General features: G+C 63.9%; 13 protein-coding genes. All 13 read right to left on the bottom strand.

Features of this window, described 5'->3' with window-relative positions:
- Positions 1-47: 47 nt before the first annotated feature.
- Positions 48-641, bottom strand: coding sequence for a glutathione S-transferase (locus DM813_RS24970; RefSeq protein ID WP_128326072.1), 594 nt, complete (start codon positions 639-641; stop codon positions 48-50).
- Entirely contained in the window at positions 638-4,285 is a 3,648-nt protein-coding gene (locus DM813_RS24975; RefSeq protein WP_128326073.1) for an AAA family ATPase, read from the bottom strand. Before DM813_RS24975 ends, DM813_RS24970 begins: the two co-directional genes overlap by 4 nt.
- Entirely contained in the window at positions 4,282-5,523 is a 1,242-nt protein-coding gene (locus DM813_RS24980) for an exonuclease SbcCD subunit D C-terminal domain-containing protein (protein WP_128326074.1), read from the bottom strand. The genes DM813_RS24975 and DM813_RS24980 overlap by 4 nt, the downstream gene beginning before the upstream one ends.
- Positions 5,524-5,574: 51 nt before the next feature.
- Complete coding sequence (locus tag DM813_RS24985; RefSeq protein ID WP_128326075.1) at positions 5,575-7,203, bottom strand: BatD family protein; 1,629 nt, start codon at positions 7,201-7,203, stop codon at positions 5,575-5,577.
- Complete coding sequence (locus DM813_RS24990; RefSeq protein ID WP_128326076.1) at positions 7,200-8,918, bottom strand: vWA domain-containing protein; 1,719 nt, start codon at positions 8,916-8,918, stop codon at positions 7,200-7,202. Before DM813_RS24990 ends, DM813_RS24985 begins: the two co-directional genes overlap by 4 nt.
- Positions 8,915-9,991, bottom strand: a complete 1,077-nt coding sequence (locus DM813_RS24995) for a vWA domain-containing protein (RefSeq protein ID WP_128326077.1) — start codon at positions 9,989-9,991, stop codon at positions 8,915-8,917. Before DM813_RS24995 ends, DM813_RS24990 begins: the two co-directional genes overlap by 4 nt.
- A complete protein-coding gene (locus DM813_RS25000) occupies positions 9,984-10,478 on the bottom strand; it encodes a DUF4381 domain-containing protein (protein ID WP_128326078.1) in 495 nt (164 codons plus the stop codon). Before DM813_RS25000 ends, DM813_RS24995 begins: the two co-directional genes overlap by 8 nt.
- Positions 10,475-11,419 carry a DUF58 domain-containing protein gene (locus tag DM813_RS25005; protein ID WP_128326079.1) on the bottom strand — a complete coding sequence of 315 codons (945 nt, stop codon included), beginning with the start codon at positions 11,417-11,419 and terminating at the stop codon, positions 10,475-10,477. The genes DM813_RS25000 and DM813_RS25005 overlap by 4 nt, the downstream gene beginning before the upstream one ends.
- Before the next feature lie 4 nt (positions 11,420-11,423).
- Positions 11,424-12,383 carry an AAA family ATPase gene (locus tag DM813_RS25010; RefSeq protein ID WP_045187310.1) on the bottom strand — a complete coding sequence of 320 codons (960 nt, stop codon included), beginning with the start codon at positions 12,381-12,383 and terminating at the stop codon, positions 11,424-11,426.
- Between the two features lie 246 nt (positions 12,384-12,629).
- Entirely contained in the window at positions 12,630-13,958 is a 1,329-nt protein-coding gene (locus DM813_RS25015; RefSeq protein ID WP_128326080.1) for an MFS transporter, read from the bottom strand.
- Positions 13,959-14,004: 46 nt separating this feature from the next.
- Positions 14,005-15,198 carry an L-2-hydroxyglutarate oxidase gene (gene lhgO / locus DM813_RS25020; RefSeq protein WP_128326081.1) on the bottom strand — a complete coding sequence of 398 codons (1,194 nt, stop codon included), beginning with the start codon at positions 15,196-15,198 and terminating at the stop codon, positions 14,005-14,007.
- 118 nt (positions 15,199-15,316) lie between these two features.
- On the bottom strand, positions 15,317-16,027 hold the full coding sequence (locus tag DM813_RS25025) for a FadR/GntR family transcriptional regulator (protein WP_128326082.1): 711 nt from the start codon (positions 16,025-16,027) through the stop codon (positions 15,317-15,319).
- A gap of 74 nt (positions 16,028-16,101) precedes the next feature.
- On the bottom strand, positions 16,102-16,455 hold the full coding sequence (locus DM813_RS25030; protein ID WP_128326083.1) for a hypothetical protein: 354 nt from the start codon (positions 16,453-16,455) through the stop codon (positions 16,102-16,104).
- Between the last annotated feature and the right edge of the window lie 332 nt (positions 16,456-16,787).

Here is a 16,787-nt window from a genome sequence, read left to right on the forward strand (position 1 = left end):
GATTCTGGCGCTGTAACCGGCGGGAGCCGGTTTGTCGGCGATGAGACTCAACGCGCCATGATTGCCTTGAACAGCGCCGACTCCAGCCAGCCCCGCAGCCACGCTCGCAGGTGCGGGTAGGGCGCGCTGGCGAACCAGTCCGGTTCGACTCCGGCAAACTGGCGCATCAATGGCAGCAACGCGGCATCGGCCAGGCTTGGATGATCGGCGAACAGGTAGGGGCGCTGCGTCAGCAGGCCCTCAAGTTCCTCCAGCCAGGCTTGCGCCTGCTGGCGATAATCCTCACGCGTATGTTGCGGGTAGCGCTCGGCGTACTTGTAGAGGTTGACCTGGGCCTTGAAGTCGCGGTCATTGCGCACGATCAGGGCATCGGCTGCCTGCGCTGCGGACGGATCGGCGTGTAGCAACCAGTCCTGCGGATCATGCCGGGCCAGGGCCCAGCGCATGATGTCGAGGCTTTCATCGAGGACCTGATCGTCCGCACTCAACACCGGCACCGTACCTTTGGGTGACAGCGCGAGCAGCTCGGGCGGCTTGGCCTTGAGACTGACTTCGCGGACTTCCACCGGACACTCGCTGTAACGCAAGGCCAGGCGCGCGCGCATGGCCCAAGGGCAGCGACGGAACGAGTAGAGAATCATCCACTGACCTCCACCGAACTCAAGCCATTGCCCTGACGGCGCACCTGGATCTGCACCGGGATGCGTTCGTGCATTTCCTGCACGTGGGAAATCACTGCGACCTTGCGACCTTGAGCCTGCAGGCCGTCAAGGGCGTCCATGGCCAGCTGCAGCGACTCCGGGTCCAGGCTGCCGAAGCCTTCGTCGATAAACAGCGATTCGATACGCAGGGTGCTCGACGCCATCGACGCCAGGCCCAACGCCAGGGCCAGGGACACCAGGAAGGTCTCGCCACCGGACAATGAATGCACTGAGCGTAGCTCGTCGCCCATTTCGGTATCCAGCACCAGCAGGCCAAGCAGGCTGCCCCCGCGCTTCAGACGATAGCGGCGGGCCAGCTGACGCAGCTGGGCATTGGCGTGATGCACCAGCAAGTCGAGGTTGTAGCCCTGGGCGATCTTGCGGAAGGTGTCACCGGTGGCCGAACCGATCAGGGCATTGAGGCGGGCCCAGCGCTGCCATTCGCCGTAGGCCTGGGTGATTTGCTCGGCCAGGGCCTGGTTGGCCTGCTGGCGACGCTGGTCATCGGCCTGCTCGGCACGCAGTTCGGCGCAGTGCTGCTCGCTGTTGGCGAGTTGACCTTGCAGGACCTCGAGCGATTGCTCCAGCTCATCTTCCGGTAACTCGAGCGTTACCAGGGCCTGGTGCTGGTCGAGGCGTTGCTGACGCTCGTTGAGCAGCACCTGTGCTTGTTCCAGGGCCTTTTCGCTGTCTTGCAGGCGTTGGCGCAGCTGGGCAACGGCGTTGTCGTCGAGGGCGAGCAATTGTTCCAGGCCGCTGTCATCCAGTTCGGGGTGACGCTGGCGCCACTGCTCGATCTGCGTACGGACCTCGCCGTGCTCCTGTTCAAGCGCGATCAAGCGCTCGTCCTTGGCCTTGAGTTCGGTCGTCAGCTCGATCAGTTGCGCCTGGGTTTCCTGCAACTGCCGGACCTTGAGCGCTTCCTGCTGGCGCGCCTGTTCTACAGCCTGCTCCAGGTGCTGCTGCCACTGCTCGGCACCGGCGTGCTCGCCGAGCAGGCCGCTGAGGCTGGTCTGGCTGCTGTGCTGCTGGCGCTCAAATTCGGTGAATTGCTGCTGCAGTTCCTGTTGCTTCTGGCCCCGGCCTTCTTGCAGTACCTGGGCCTTGTCCAGTGCCTGCTGGCGCTCGCTGTGTTCGAGTTGCTCGTCCTTGTGGCGTTGCACCAGGTCCATGCGTTGCGCCAGTTGCTGGTCCAGGCGCAGAAAGGTGTCCGTCGGCTCGCGACGCAGGTCGTCAAGCACGTCGGCCGGCAGCACGGTGGCGAAGCTCGCCAGCTCCTGCTCCAGGCGTTGCTCGTCGTTGTCCAGGGCTTGCTGTTGTTGACTCAGGTGCTGACTGGCCTGCTGGCTGGCTTCGATCGCCGCCTGCAGCTGCTGTTGCAGGCGTGCGGCATCCTTTTGCAGGGTCAACAGAGCGTTCTGGCGCTGTTCGTCGCGGCTGATGTCATCCGCCAGACGCCGCTCCTGCAGCTCGAGCCAGGCAGATTGCTGGCGGCTGTCCTGGCCGGCCAGGTCCGCATACAACGGCTGGGCCTGCACGCTCGGGGCCAGGCGCTGAAGCTGCTCGGCCAGTTGCTCCTGCTGGTGCAGGTACTCTTTGATCTGACCGTTGACGCCACCCAGTTGCGTGCGCAGTTCGTCGAGCTGTTTTTTCAGCGCATCGACCTGTTGCAGGGCATTGTGTTCTTCATCCTGATCATGGCGGCCCAGGCTCTGCAACAGGGCCTCGGGCTGATGATAGGGGTGTTCCTGGCTACCGCAGACCGGGCAAGGCTGGTCATCCTGCAATTGTGCGCGCAGCTCTTCGACGCTTTGGCTGCGCGCCAGGCGCTGGCGTTCCAGCAATTGCCGGGTGATGTTCAGCGCCTGTTCAGCGGCGGTCAGCTGGTTCTTGCCGTTCAGGCCTTCACTGATCAGTTGCTCGCGCTGCTTGAGGGCCGCCTGCTGGCGTTCGCGCAGGGCCGTCAGGCGCTGCTCCAGATCCTGCTGTTGGTGCCAGAGACGGCTCAGGTCTTCCACCTGGCGTTGCTGCTGGCGGTTTTTTTGCAGGAGTTCGCCCAGCAGGCCGATCTGTTCGGCCAGGGCATCGGGCTCGGCCTGGGCTTCGCGGTAGAGCAGGGCGATGGCGGCACGCTGTTCGTCCAGCGTGGTGTTTGCCTGCAGGGTGCGCGCCTGCAGGCCGGGCAGTTCGGCGCGCCCCTGGTTCAGGCGGTTTCCTAGCTGCATCAGCTGCTGCAGTCGATCGCGGTAAGCGTTCCAGGCATCGCCCAGGCCTGCCAGGGCTGCGCTGTGGGTGAGCTGCTCGCTGATCTGGGTCAGGCGCTCTTCCGTTAGCCGCTGCTGTTCGGACAGACTTGCCAATTGCTGCTGGCCTTCGGCGCTGGCCTGTTCGGCCTGTTGCTTGAGCGCGGCACAATTGGCCAGTTCCTGTGACAGGCGGGTCAGGCTGTTCTGTTCTGTGAAGGCCTGGCGCAACAGGGGCGCCCGCTCCGCCTGTTGCGCCAGGGCCTCGGCCAGTGCCTGTTGCGCCAGTTGCTGCTCGGTCTGTAGCTGGTGTTGTCCGGCCTGCAGCGCTTCGTGCTGCAGGCGTTGCGCACGGATGCTGGCGGCCAACGGTGAAAGCTGGCTGCCCAAGGTTTGCAGACGGGCGAACTGATGGCGTTGCGGCGCCAGGTGTTCCAGGCGTGCGAGGTTCAGGCGTTCGCCCTGCAGGCTGTCACTGTGCTGCTGGACACTGCGCAATTGTTCGCTGCTGCTGTGCACCTGGGCTTGCAGTTGCTTGAGTTCGGTCAGCCAGGCGCGTTGCAGTTCGAGCTGACGCAATTGAGCCTGTTCGCCTTTGAGGTGCTCAAGCGCCCCGGCGTAGCGCTGGTCGAGTTCGGCACGTGCTTCAGGCGCCATCGGCATGACACCCGCCGCTTGATCCTGCAGGGCCTTGTGGGCGTCCTCGGCCTCTTTGCTCTTGCTGTAGGCGCGACGCCCCAACTGGCTGTAGATCGCCGTGTTGGTGAGCTTTTCCAGCAGCTCGCTGCGGTCCTTGTCGTCGGCCTTGAGAAAGGCACTGAATTCGCTCTGGGCCAGCATCACGGCGCGGGTGAACTGCTCGAAATTCAGGCCCAGGCAGGCCTCGATCAGTTGCTTGTATTCACCCTTGCTCTGGTTGCTCAGCAGTTGCTCGCTGTCCAGGTCATGCAGGCTTTGGCGGCTGCCTTGCAGCTTGCCATTGGCTTTGTCGCGGGCGCGGTTGGCTTCCCAGCGTGCACGGTAGCGGCGGCCATCGAGACCGACGAAATCGACTTCGGCAAAGCCGCTGCCGGTACCGCGGCGCAGCAGGGTCCGCGGGTCGCTGGTGAGAATGTCGCTGTCGATTTCCGGCAGCTTGGTTTCCCGGCCAATGTTGCTCAAGCGCGGCACCGCGCCAAACAGGGCCAGGCACAAGGCATCGAGCAGGGTGCTCTTGCCCGCGCCGGTGGGGCCGGTAATGGCAAACAGGCCGGCGCTGGCCAGCGGTTCAGCGGTGAAATCGATCTCAAACGGGCCCGCCAGGGAGGCCAGGTTCTTCAGGCGGATGGCGAGAATTTTCATGGCTGCTCCTCTTGCTGCTGAACGTCCTGCAGCAACAGCGCGAAGTCGGCCAGGGTCTGCTCATCCACGGCGTTACCGTAAGCCTGGGTCCAGGCGCGGCTGAACAGTTCCTGTGGGGTCATCTGGCCCAGCTCCATCAAGGCGGCGTCATCGAGCGCTTCACCTTCGCGGTTGCCCGCGTATTCGGCAGCGATGCGTACAAGGCGCACCGCCTTGCCCTGCAGTGCGTTTTCCAGCTGCTGGCGCAGGTCTGGCAGCGGTTCGTCCAGGCGCACGCGCACTTCCAGCCATGGCTGGCGTTGCGGGTCTTCGAGCAGGTCGACCACCGGCAGCTCGGCCAGTTGTTTAAGTATCTCTGCCAGCGGCGCTGGCCCCAGGCGTTGCAAGTGCACGGCACGCGGGATCAGGCGCGATTCGACGCTGGTCAGGGTGCTGCCATCGAGCTCGATCTCAAGGATCTGATGCGGGTAAGCGATTTCCGAGAACGACAGTGGAATCGGCGAGCCGCTATAGCGGATGCGTTCCTCGCGGTTGACTCGCTGCGGCTTGTGCAAGTGACCGAGGGCGACATAGCTGATGTCTTTGCTGAACAAGCTGGCAGGCAAGGCTTCGGCGTTGCCGATGATCAGGCTGCGCTCGGAATCCTCTGACACCGAACCACCGGCCATGTGCGCATGGCTCACGGCAATCAGCGCTTGTCCGGGTTTGCGTCGCTCAAGGGCGGCTTCGATCAGGCGCTCGTGAACCTGAGCAATGCCCCGCAGGTAATCGTCACCGAGGTGGGGACCGGTTACTTCGGCCGGGCGCAGGAAAGGTAAGGCCAGGCACCAGGCGCTCACTTTGCCGCGCGCATTGGTCAGCGGGATCAGCAGGCGCTCGCTGTCCAGCACACCGTCATCCAGCCACTGTACCCGGCCCAGGGCGTGAGTGCGCAGGCGGCGCATCAGGGGTGCCGGGAGTTCGATGCGCGAGCCCGAATCATGGTTGCCGGCGATCATCACGATATTAAGCTTCGGCTGTTGCTCATGGGCCTGGACGATAAAGTCGTAGAGGCGTTCCTGCGCTTTGACCGGCGGATTGACCGTGTCGAAGATGTCGCCGGCAATCAGCAGCGCATCCGGTTGGCGCAGTTTGAGCTGGCCGAGCAACCAGTCGAGAAAACAGGCGTGTTCGAAGTCGCGCTCCTGGCCGTGCAGGGCTTGTCCCAGGTGCCAGTCGGAAGTATGAAACAGACGCATGGAGGGTTCCGCAGATTACCGGCGTAACGCGCGGGGCGTCACGCCTGGGGGTTATTTGGGGTACAGCGGTGGCAGGCTGCCGTTTTCGCTCGCGGCCGGTAGGATCTGTTCTGCCGCCGGGATGGTGCCGATGGCACGCCAGAGTTCATCACCCTGCCAATAGTGCCCGCTTTCGCTGTAGAGGGCACCGTTGAGGCCATCCAGGGCATCGGACAAGGGGATGAAGCGGGCGGCCATTTCGGCCAGAGTTTCCGGTTGCTGGCGCGCCCAGGCGTCCAGCGCCTGGCGTGTAGCCTGTGGATCGTTGGCCTGGCAGGCGCGCTTGAGGTCATCCAGCAGGGTGCGCGGGCTGGGCCCCGTTTGCGCGGCGCGCAGCACCGCCGGTTGCGAACGGGCGCGCCACCACAAGGTAAAACCGAGCAGGGTGGTCAGGGCGAAGATGAAGGTGCTCAGCTGCCAGGGCCAGAGCGGGCGTGTGGTGACGCTGACCGGGTCAATGTTGGCCGGTTTGTCGGCGCTCAGGGCCGGGTTGTCCTGAATCTGCAGGCTACGCGCCGGCAGGCTGCTGTGTTCCAGATGGTCTTCGCGAGTGTTCCACCAGAAAACTTCCTGGGCCGGCAGCTCCAGTGTGCCGCTGTGGGTGGGGACCAGGGCTTCACGTTCTTCACGCACGCCCAGCAAGCCGCGGTCGTTGACCTGGTTGCGCAGTTGCGGCTGGTCCGGGTAACGGCGCAGGCCTGTTACTTCGGTCGCTGGCAGCGGGGGCAACTGGGCACTGGACAAGCCCTCGGCCTGAAGCGTCACGGTTCGGGTGAGGGAGTCGCCGATCTGGGTTTGTTGCGCGGCCGGATCAGGGCTCCAGTGCTCTTCCAGGGTCAGGCTGCTGGTCGGGAGCCAGGGGGCATTGGCCGGGTAGTCGGCGGGAATCGGGTTGACGGTCAGTACCAGTGGCGTGGAACTGACGCGTACTTGCTTGCCTGCACGGGGCGTGTTGAGTTCCTGGTCGGCATCGTTCTGGGCGGCTGTGGCAGTGAACGTCAGGGCCGGAACAGTGAGGTCGCCGCTTTGCTGTGGGTAGATTGCATAGCGCATTTCGATGACGCCGTGGCGCACGCCGTCGATATCTTTCTCGAAGGTACGCGATTCGCCCAGTGGCTCGACCTTGGCATTGTCGATCTGCAACGGGCTCAGGCTGCTGTCGTCGTACAGCGGCACCGAATGGTAGATGCTCAGGGTCAGCACGGCCTGGGCCTGCACATAGACCTCGGGTTGATCGAGGCTGGCATCGATGAACACCGGGCCGTGGTTTTCGCTGCTGGCGTCCTGGGTAAGTATCTGCAGGCTGATCGGCTCGCTGCGCAGATCGCCGACCTGCAAGGCCGGAATCTCCACGCTGCCGCTTTGGCGTGGCAGCAAGGTGATGATCCAGCGAGTGCCGGCGCTGTTCTGTTCGCCGACATTGTTCAGGCTGTTGACCTGGCGGGTGTCACGCACTTCGAAATGGGCGTCCAGCGGGCTCAGGTCGGGTTTGCCGAACTGGGTCACATCTTCGGTCTGCAGGGTCAGTTCAAGGGTTTCGCCGGCGTTCAGGCGGGTACGGTCAACGCTGGCGCGCAGCACGGCGGCCTGCACCTGCAGGCAAATGAAGAGGCTGAGCACAAAGACGCAGACGCGACTCATCGATGGGGTTCCTGATGCTGTTGCTGTTCGTACCAGAATTTACGCCGAAGCAGCTCTGCCGGGTTATCCGGAATCTGCCGCAGCCATTGCTCCAGGGCCTGGCGCTGCTCCGCATCCAGGGTGCTGCCTTGCGGGCGCTGGGGCGGTCGGGTGGTTTCATCATCATCGCCGTTGCCGGCCAGCTGTTGCGCCTGCTCGCTCGAGGTGTTTTCGTCCCTGTTGGCGTCGCTGGGTTGCTGGGCCGATTGCTCGCGGGTTTCTCCCTCGGCACTCTGGGCGCTGCTGTTGGCGTCGGGCTGGGCGTTGCTGTCGCTCTGCGGGTTGTCCTTGGGCGGTTGCTCGGCCTGCTCGGCCTGACGCTGTTGCAGCACCTGTTCGACCAAGGCCTTGTTGGCCAAGGCTACCTGTAATTCGGGTTGCAGTTCCAGGGCCTGCTCATAGGCATCAATCGCAGCTTCAAGTTCCCCGCTGCGTGCCAGGGCGTTGCCACGATTGTAGTGATCGGCAGCGCTGCTGCCTTGGGCAAACAGGCGTGCGGCACCGTCGTAGTCACCGGCCTGATACAGCGCCACACCTTTCCATTGGCGGTTCTGGAAGTGCTCGGCAGCCTGGTCCGGGCGCTGTTGCTCGAGCAGGCGCTGGCCTTGCTGGTCGGGGCGTAGCCACAGGTCGTTGAACTCGAAGGCGTACACCGGTTGCGGCAGCGCCAGCAACAGCGGCAAGCAGAACAGCCAGCCGCGGCGGCCGGCACAGGCTGCCAATAGCAGCAGGGGCAATAGCAGCCAGTAGCCCTGGTCTGCCCAGCTGTCCAGTTGCAGTGCCTGGCCGTCTTCACGCAGGCTTTTGGGGTTGTCGAACAGGCGCAGGCCGCGCAGGTCGAGGTCGTCGATGCGGGCATTGCGGTAGCGGCCACCGGTGCTGCTGATAAATGCCTTGAGGCTCGCGCTGTCCAGGCGCGGCATGAGGATGCCGCCCTGGTCGTCCTTGAGAAACTCGCCATTGGCCTGCTTGACCGGGGCACCTTCGGCAGAACCGACGCCCAGCATCAACAAACCGGGACCCTGGCGACCGAGCGCCTGCTTGATACCTTCGCGCTCCTGAGGGCTCAGGGACGAGCCGATCAGCAGCAGGCGACCTTGGCCGAGGCCCGCCTGGGCCAACAAAGCCAGCCCTTTGCGGACGGCAAGGTCGGCGCGCTGGCCGGCCTGGGGCATGATCGACGGAGTGAGGGCCTCAAGCAGGTTGCGGCTGGTCGCCAGGTCGTCTGACAGCGGTACCAGGGTGTGGGCACTGCCGGCATAGACGATGATTGCCGTCTGACTGTCGCGGCGATGCTCGAGCAGGTCGAGCACCTTGCGCCGCGCTTGCTCCAGGCGCGTAGGCGCGGCATCTTCGGCGAGCATCTGTGGGGTCAGTTCGAGCAGGATCACCAGCGGGTCGGCCGGACGCTGGCGGGTTTCTTCCAGGCGCTGCCAGCTAGGGCCAACTAGGGCCAGTACGGTCAGCAGCCAGGCCAGGCCGAGGGCAATCCACGGCAGTTTACTGTCGCGGCCGTTGCCGCCACCCAACAGCACAGCATGGAAACTGGGGGGCAGGATCATCTGCCAGCGCCCGGCGCGTTTTTGCCGGTGCCAGAGTTTCCACAGCAGCCAGGCGAGCAGCGGCAGCACAATCAGCCAGGCCGGGCGCAACCATTGCGGCCACAGGGCAATCATCGGCGTCTCCTCAGGCGCAGGCGTTTGAGCCGCTCACGCCACTGCCAGTGCGGTGCCAGGAAGTGCGGCCTGCGCAGCAGGCGTTGCAGGGGATTGTCCGGCCATTGCTCGCGCGCCACCAGCAGCAAGCTGAGCAGCAAGGCCAATGCCAGCGGCCAGCTGTACAAGGCCTGGGCCGAGCGTGCCTGGGTCGGTTGCTGAGCCACCGGCTCCAGGCGGTCGAGCGCCTCGTCGATGGCCTGGAGTTCTTCGCCATCACGGGCGCGGAAATAACTGCCACCGGTCTGTTCGGCAATTTCCTTGAGCGAGGCTTCATCCAGGTCCAGACTCGGGTTGATGCCGAGCAGGCCGGCAGTACCGGATTCCTGCGGGTCGGCACCGATGCCGATGGTGTAGATGCGCACGTTTTCCTGGGCTGCCAGACGGGCCGCAGTCAGTGGATGGATCTGGCCGCCATTGTTGGCGCCATCGGTGACCAGTACCAGCACCCGGCTCTGTGCCGGACGCTGGCGCAGGCGTTTGAGCGCAAGGCCGATTGCATCGCCGATGGCGGTGTTCTTGCCGGCGATACCAACCTGTGCTTCGTCGAGAAAGGTGCGCACCGTGCGCCGGTCAAAGGTCAGTGGCGCCTGCAGATAGGCCTGGCTGCCAAACAGGATCAAGCCGACACGGTCGCCCTGGCGAGCCTCGAGAAAGTCGCCAAGCAGCGCCTTGACCAGGGTCAGGCGGCTGACCTCTTCGCCTTGCCACTGCATATCGGGAAAGTCCATGGAGCCGGAGACATCCACGGCTACCAACAGGTCGCGGCCGCTGGCCGAAACCGGCAGCGGCTCACCCAGCCACTGCGGGCGGGCAGCGGCGCACAGCAACAGCAGCCAGACCAGCACAAAGGGCGCCTGTTGGCGCCAGGTGGGGAGGTTCAGGCGGGCACGGCGCCCAGCCAGGCCTTCCAGCTCGTTGAGGAAGCTGACTTTGAGCACCGGCTCGCCGCTGTCGGCAGCCGGTAGCAGCAGCCGCGCGAGCCAGGGCAGCGGCAGCAGCAGGAAAACCCACGGCCAGGCCAGTTCAAACATGTTTGCGGATCCAGGTGTCGACCGCCTGATAGAGCCCGGCAATGGCTTTGTCGTCGAGCTTGCATTCAGGCTTGTAGGCGCCTTCGACCAGCACCATCCAGCGGGTCAGGCCGGCAGCCGGGCATCGGTTGTCGAGAAACGCCAGCCACTGGCGGCCGTTGAGTGTATGGCTGTGACTGCCGGGATAATGATTGCGGCACAGGCGTTTGAGCAGGGCGTTGATCTGCTGCAACCAGGCGCCGGCCGGTTCACCATTATACGGCTTGGGCAGGCGTGCCAATTCAGCCAGGGCTTCGACGCGAATCGGGTCCAGCGGCAGTTCGGCACGCACAATCGGCTTTTTCCCGGGCCGCCAGTGGCGCAGGCGCCACGCGCCCCAGCCTAGTAGCGGCAACAATGCCAGGAGCAGCCACCAGCCAGGTGCCAGTGGCCACCAGCCGATGGCCGGCGGGGTGATCAATGGCTGCAGTTGTTCCAGTTCGTTCACGGGGCTTTCCCCGGTCGTTGCGCATTGAGGTATTCGCGCAGTTGCTCGATCATTTCGCTTTGGGTGCTTAGCGGCATCAGCACCACCCGCAGTTTTTGCGCCAGCATCTCCCAGCGCTCGATGCGTGCCTCGCTCTGGTGACGGTAGCTGCGGCGCAGGGTGGGGTCGAGAGTATCAAGCTCAAGCTGTGCGCCGTGCTGGGCAAAACGCAGCAGGCCGGCCGCGGGCAGGGCATGGTCAAGCGGGTCGGACAGCGGCAGCAACAGCAGGTCGCAGTGCCTGGACAGCAGGCTCAGTTGCTGTTCCACCGCCGGCGTCAGGGCGCGCTCGTCGCAGATGATGATGGCCAGGCTGCCCGGGCGTAGCACCTCACGGGCGCGGCGCAGGGCCAGGCCGAGGCTGTCGGCCTGGGGCTGGGCTTCGGTGTGCAGCGACTGGTTGACCCTGGCCAGACGGTTGAGCAGCTGCAACAGGCTTTGCTTGCTGCGCCGTGGTTTGATTTCGTAGTGCTCGTTGTCGCCGAACACCAAGCCGCCGATACGGTCGTTATGGCCCAGCGCGGCCCAGCCGATCAATGCGGCTGCCTGGGCGGCGAGCACCGACTTGAACATCAGTCCTGAGCCAAAGAACAGGCGCTGACTCTGTTCGACCAGGATGAAAATCGGCCGCTCGCGCTCCTCATGGAAGAGTTTGGTATGCGGCTCCTGGGTACGTGCTGTTACTCGCCAGTCGATGTTGCGAACGTCGTCGCCGGCCTGGTAGACCCGTACCTGATCGAAGTCGACCCCGCGCCCACGCAGTTTCGAGTGATGCAGGCCCACCAGCGGGCTGCGCTGGCCGGGACGCGAAAACAATTGCACTTCGCGGACGCGATGACGCATTTCGATCAGCTCGGCGAGGCTGATGCGAATGCCGGGTGCGGCCAGCAGTTGCTCGGGCATGGCGTCAGGCGACAGCGACGACGTCGAGGATGCGCTGAATCACCCGGTCCTGATCGATCCCGGCGGCCTCGGCCTCGAAGGAAAGAATGATGCGGTGGCGCAGCACGTCAAACAGCACCGCCTGGATGTCTTCCGGGCTGACGAAGTCGCGTCCGGCCAGCCAGGCATGGGCCCGTGCGCAGCGGTCCAGGGCGATGGAGCCGCGCGGGCTGGCGCCATAGGCGATCCAGTCGGCCAGCTCCAGGTCGAACTTGGCCGGGGTACGGGTGGCCATGACCAGCTGGACCAGGTACTCCTCTACCGCATCGGCCATGTACAGGCCGAGGATTTCCTTGCGCGCGGCAAAGATCGCCTGCTGACTCACCCGGCGTTCGGGCTTGGCTTCGCCATTGAGTGCTTCGCCACGGGCCTGCTGGAGAATACGCCGTTCTACCGACGCGTCCGGGAAGCCGATTTTCACGTGCATGAGAAAACGGTCGAGCTGGGCTTCAGGCAGCGGGTAGGTGCCTTCCTGCTCGATCGGGTTTTGTGTGGCCATCACCAGGAACAACGGCGACAGCTCGTAGGTGCTGCGCCCGACGCTGACCTGGCGCTCGGCCATGGCTTCAAGCAGGGCCGACTGGACCTTGGCCGGTGCCCGGTTGATTTCGTCGGCCAACACCAGGTTGTGGAAGATCGGCCCCTGCTGGAACACGAAGCTGCCGGTTTCCGGGCGGTAGATCTCGGTACCGGTGATATCGGCCGGGAGCAGGTCGGGAGTGAACTGGATGCGATGGAACTCGGCTTCGACACCTTCGGCCAGTTCCTTGATGGCCTTGGTTTTGGCCAGCCCGGGCGCGCCTTCGACGAGCATGTGGCCGTCGGCCAGGAGCACGATGAGCAGGCGCTCGACGAGTTTTTCCTGGCCAAGGATCTGGGTGGAAAGAAAGGTGCGCAGCGCGATCAGCGCCTCACGGTGTTCCATCGATGAAGGTTCCTGGACTTAGGCCAGGGCGTGCGGCGTAAAAGCGCCCGGGCAGGGGATGACACTTTAATCTATCCGGGGCCCTGGCGACTAACGGCGGCGTGTAATTTTGTGCGAATACCCGGCGTACCCGGCCCGTAGGAGCGGATTCACCGGGACGCCGGACCGCCGCGATGGACTGCATGGCAGTCCCTTCTTTGGGGCCGCTACGCGCCCCATCGCGGATAACTCCGCTCCTGCAGGCTGTCAGTTCTTGAAGCTGGAGTGCTTGCGGCCCTGGTCACACAGGGCAAACACCACCACCAGCACTGCCGCTACCGCGAGGATGACCGCCACACCGTCGGTGGAGTGGGTGGCGGAGCTTGCAACCAGCGCCAGGCCGCCCAGCGGCGCCAGGCCACCGGCCACGGCAGTGCCGATCTCGCGGCCGGTACCGAAGCCCGAAGAGCGAGTCTGGGTCGGGAACTGCCGGCTGAGGAACGAACCCTGCGGGGCAAACATCATTGGCGCCAGGAGGCCGGTACCAATCGCGATGGCCAGGTAGATCATCATCGGCTCGCCGGTGTTGAGCAGTGCCAGGAACGGGTAGGCGAACAACACCGAAAAAATCCCGCCGAGCATCAGCACGGTCTTGCTGCTCCACTTGTCGCACAGCCAGCCGAAGAACGGCACGGCGATGATCGCCACCAGGCTGGCAATGGTCACCGACAGCGACGTGACATGGGCTTCAACACCTTTGTACTGGGTCAGGTAGGCCAGCGAGAAGGTCTTGAAGATGTAGCTCAGGGCGTTGTAGCCGATCGCCACGAAGAACACCACCGCCAGGCCCTTGAGGTCGTTTTTGAACAGCAGCTTGAGCGGCGACACCTGGGCTTTGCTCGGTGCTTTGTCGAGTTCTTTGAAGTCCGGGGTTTCCGGAATGCTTCTGCGCACCCACAGGCCGACAGCGACCAGCACGATGCTGCAGATGAACGGGATGCGCCAGCCGCCAGAGAGCAGGAAGTCGTTGCCGTTCATGGTCAGCACGTACACGGTCAGCGACGACAGCAGCAGCCCCAGGTTCAGGCCCAGTGCCGGCCAGGCGCCCTGGCTGCCGCGCTTGCCTTCGCTGGCATGCTCGTAGGAAGTGACGGCAGCGGCCGAAAGTTCGGCACCAGCCCCGAGACCCTGGATGATACGCACGAGCACCAGGATGATCGGTGCCCAGATGCCGATGGAGGCGTAGCTGGGGATCAGGCCGATGACGGTGGTGCACACGCCCATCAGGCAGAAGGTGATGACCAGTACCTGTTTGCGCCCGAAGCGGTCGCCCAGGTAGCCGAACAGGATGCCGCCGAAGGGGCGGGCGATGAAGCCGATGGCGAAGGTGGAGAACGCCAGCAGCGAGGCCACGGCCGGGTTGCTGGGGTCGAAGAACACCTTCGAGAAGACGATCGCCGCCATGGTGGCGTACAGGTAGAAGTCATACCACTCCAGCATCGAGCCGAAGATGGTCGCAGCAGCAACCTTGCGCAGGCGCTTTTTAGTCTGTTCCGGGGTTTCTGTCGCGGCCACGGCCGCCTCATGTACCGACATCGGAGGTTTCCTTTTTGTCTTTGTAGTTATGGTATGCAGCAGCGTTTCAGCGTGTCTTGAAGATCCTGTCGGCAATCATCTGGCCAATCGGGATCGCCGAGGTGGCGGCCGGTGAAGGGGCGTTGCAGACATGCACCATGCGTGGCGTCTCGGCGAACAGGAAGTCGTGAACCAGGGTGCCGTCGCGCATCACCGCCTGTGCGCGGATGCCGGCTTCGTAGGGCAGCAAATCTTCGATATTCAGGGACGGGCAGTACTTGCGGCATTGTTCCAGGTAGCCGCCCTTGAACAGCGAGTTCTTCATCTCGGTGGTGCCGGAGCCCAGGTTGGCCCAGATGGTTTTCCAGAACCCGGGGAAGCGCGCGTACTCGGCCACGTCGCGCCAGTTCACCGAGAATTTCTTGTAGTTTTCGCGGCCCAGGCCCAGCACGGCGTTCGGCCCTACGGTCACGCTGCCGTCGATCATTCGTGTCAGGTGCACGCCAAGAAACGGCAGTTCCGGATCCGGGATCGGGTAGATCAGGTGGTTGACGATGTCATTCTTGCTGGCTGGCAGGCGGAAATACTCGCCGCGAAACGGGATGATCTGGTGATCGATCTTCACCCCGGCAAGCGCCGCCAGGCGATCCGATTGCAGGCCGGCGCAGGCAACGAGCTGGCGAGCCTGCCAGACTTTGTCGTCACTGCTGATGGTGACGCAGTCGCCGCTCTCGACGATCGCGCGCACGGTGGTCGACAGCTGCAGCTCGCCACCGGCGGCCTGGATGACCCGGGCCATGGCCTGGCACACCTGTTTGTAATCGACGATACCGGTGGCATCGAGGAACAGGCCGCCGAGGCCAACGATGTTCGGTTCACGGCGTTGCAGTTCTGTGGCATCGAGGCGCTCGACCTTCAGGCCGTTCTGCTGCGAACGCTCGTACAGCGCATGCATGCGCTGGACTTCCAGCGGTGTGGAGGCTACCAGCAACTTGCCGCAGACATCGAACTTGATCTTGTGCTCGGTGCAGAACGCCTTGGTGGCTTCGGCGCCGCGTTTGCACAGGTCGGCCTTGAGACTGCCCGGGGCGTAATAGATGCCCGCATGGATAACGCCACTGTTGTGCCCGGTCTGATGCCGGGCCAGGCTCGCTTCCTTTTCCAGGATCAGCAGCGAGGCACCGGGCTGGCGCTCCAGTAGCGCCATGGCGGTGGCGAGGCCGACGATGCCGCCGCCGATGATGCAGTAGTCGTAAATCATGCAGGTGTCACCTTGGGTTGTTCTTGTCAGAGAGTCTGCTTATCAGGTTGTCAGACTAAGTAGGTCAAACAAAAGGGCGCTTTCTACCAGCGCCCGCTAATACGTGCATATCAAGGGTTCAATCGATGCTTGGCAGTTCCAGTTTCAGGCGCTTGGCCGATGCGCGCAGGTGCGCCTCGGCGCAGGCCGCAGCAGCGTGGCGATCGCCATCGGCGATGGCCTGGTACAGCGCCTGGTGCTCGCGGTTGGCATCCGCCGAGCCACCCACCGAGTGCGCGGCGGAGTTTTCCCAGGCGGTTTTGCGCGCAGCGGCCAGTTGACCACGAAGGAAGTCGTGAAAGGCCACGAAATAATCGTTCTTGCTGGCGTCGGCGATGGCGCGGTGGAACTCGACATCGGCGGCCGCCGCTGCAGCAAAGTCACTGCGCTTGTCGAGCATCTCCTGCAGGGCCTTGTTCATCCGCGCCAGGTCCGCGGCATCGCGGCGCTGGGCGGCCACCGAGGCAGCCTGGGTTTCGATCCACAGGCGCACTTCAAACATCTGCACCAGGTCCGGGCGTCGGCCCTGGCCCTGGGGAAAGCGAAACACCGTGCCGGTCGGGGTCTGGGAAATGTACGAACCCAGACCGCGGCGGGCAATCAATACCCCGTCGGCCTTGAGCTGGGCCACTGCCTCGCGCACCACCGAACGGCTGACATTCAGCTGTTCGGCCAGTTGCTGTTCAGTGGGCAGGCGCGATTCGGCCGCCAGGCGTCCGGAATCGATCTCTGCACGGATGGCGCCGACGACGCGTTCGACCAGCGTGTCGGGGCGCTGAAGCTCAAGCATGGGGTATTGCTCATTGGTCAGGTTGTCAGACAATGCCTTCAGGGCGGAATCTTGTCAAGAAACCGCTGCCACGCTTACAGCTCGCTGACGTAGGTGCCAGTGCCTTTGAGGATGTTCTGCAGGGTTTCCTCGACCTCGGCAAAGTCGGTACCGTCGCTGCTCAGGATGATTTCCAGGTGATCGTCGCCACCCAGCGCGTCGGCATCCAGTGGCGCCACCTCGACCAGCAAGCGGGTTTTGCTCAGGGTGACCTTCAAGCCTTCGACGGGGGCGTAGTGGTCGTCGAGGGTGATGTCCACGCGGTCTTCGTCCGGGTAGCGGGTCATGAGGAACATCTGGCCCTTGTCGCTGTGGCAGCACAGGGTGGCCATGTTGTCTTCTTCATCATCGCAGGGGGTGGCGAAGAGCAGGGCGGTGGTCAGTTGCATGAGCGGCTCGATAAATAAGTTGAAACACGATTCTGCCAGTCTTCTGCGCCTGGATAAACGAGCACCTGCACCTCAATGACCGAATATGTCGCAGCACCGCAAGCAGGGGCGGGCGGGGTCTCGTTAAGCTGCGCTGTCGATGGTCACCCGTAAAGACACAGCGCCGTGCGGCGCAGTCGTTTTTGCAGATGCCCATCCTTGGAACGGGGTATGTGACTCATGAGTCGCGTTTTGCACTCGTTCCTGGTGGTTTTACTGTCCTCCTGCTACGGGTTGGCTATCGTTGATCCGTAGATGGCGGACGCGCGCGACGCTTCACTCAAAAACAAAGC

The organism is Pseudomonas alkylphenolica, assembly GCF_004025535.1.
GTDB lineage: Bacteria > Pseudomonadota > Gammaproteobacteria > Pseudomonadales > Pseudomonadaceae > Aquipseudomonas > Aquipseudomonas alkylphenolica_A.